Here is a 1494-nt window from a genome sequence, read left to right on the forward strand (position 1 = left end):
GAGTAACACGTGGGCAACCTGCCTGTAAGTTGGGGATAACTCCGGGAAACCGGGGCTAATACCGAATAATAACAAGCGTCGCATGACGCCTGTTTGAAAGATGGTTTCGGCTATCACTTACAGATGGGCCCGCGGTGCATTAGCTAGTTGGTAGGGTAATGGCCTACCAAGGCAACGATGCATAGCCGACCTGAGAGGGTGATCGGCCACACTGGGACTGAGACACGGCCCAGACTCCTACGGGAGGCAGCAGTAGGGAATCTTCCGCAATGGACGAAAGTCTGACGGAGCAACGCCGCGTGTGTGAAGAAGGTTTTCGGATCGTAAAGCACTGTTGTTAGAGAAGAACAAGGATAAGAGTAACTGCTTGTCCCTTGACGGTATCTAACCAGAAAGCCACGGCTAACTACGTGCCAGCAGCCGCGGTAATACGTAGGTGGCAAGCGTTGTCCGGATTTATTGGGCGTAAAGCGAGCGCAGGCGGTTTCTTAAGTCTGATGTGAAAGCCCCCGGCTTAACCGGGGAGGGTCATTGGAAACTGAGAGACTTGAATGCAGGAGAGGTAAGTGGAATTCCACGTGTAGCGGTGAAATGCGTAGATATGTGGAGGAACACCAGTGGCGAAGGCGGCTTACTGGCCTGTAATTGACGCTGAGGCTCGAAAGCGTGGGGAGCAAACAGGATTAGATACCCTGGTAGTCCACGCCGTAAACGATGAGTGCTAAGTGTTAGGGGGTTTCCGCCCCTTAGTGCTGCAGCTAACGCATTAAGCACTCCGCCTGGGGAGTACGACCGCAAGGTTGAAACTCAAAGGAATTGACGGGGGCCCGCACAAGTGGTGGAGCATGTGGTTTAATTCGAAGCAACGCGAAGAACCTTACCAGGTCTTGACATCCTTTGAACCTTCTGGAGACAGAACTTTCCCTTCGGGGACAAAGTGACAGGTGGTGCATGGTTGTCGTCAGCTCGTGTCGTGAGATGTTGGGTTAAGTCCCGCAACGAGCGCAACCCTTGATTTTAGTTGCCAGCATTTAGTTGGGCACTCTAAAGTGACTGCCGGTGCAAGCCGGAGGAAGGTGGGGATGACGTCAAATCATCATGCCCCTTATGACCTGGGCTACACACGTGCTACAATGGATAATACAAAGGGTTGCCAAACCGCGAGGTCGAGCTAATCCCATAAAATTATTCTCAGTTCGGATTGTAGGCTGCAACTCGCCTACATGAAGCCGGAATCACTAGTAATCGTGGATCAGCATGCCACGGTGAATACGTTCCCGGGCCTTGTACACACCGCCCGTCACACCACGAGAGTTTGTAACACCCGAAGTCGGTAGGGTAACCTTTATGGAGCCAGCCGCCGAAGGTGGGACAGATAATTGGGGTGAAGTCGTAACAAGGTAGCCGTATCGGAAGGTGCGGCTGGATCACCTCCTTTCTAAGGAAAAGGAAACCTGCTTTTGTTTTATCTTCTGTTTTGTTCAGTTTTGAGAG

The 1494-nt window shown here is 52.1% G+C and carries 1 rRNA gene; it reads left to right on the forward strand.

The annotated features are described in order from the left end of the window. Nucleotides 1-1438, forward strand: a 16S ribosomal RNA gene (locus EP58_RS10655); the annotation flags it as partial. Nucleotides 1439-1494: the final 56 nt, after the last annotated feature.

The organism is Paenilisteria newyorkensis, from assembly GCF_000766145.1.
GTDB lineage: Bacteria > Bacillota > Bacilli > Lactobacillales > Listeriaceae > Listeria_A > Listeria_A newyorkensis.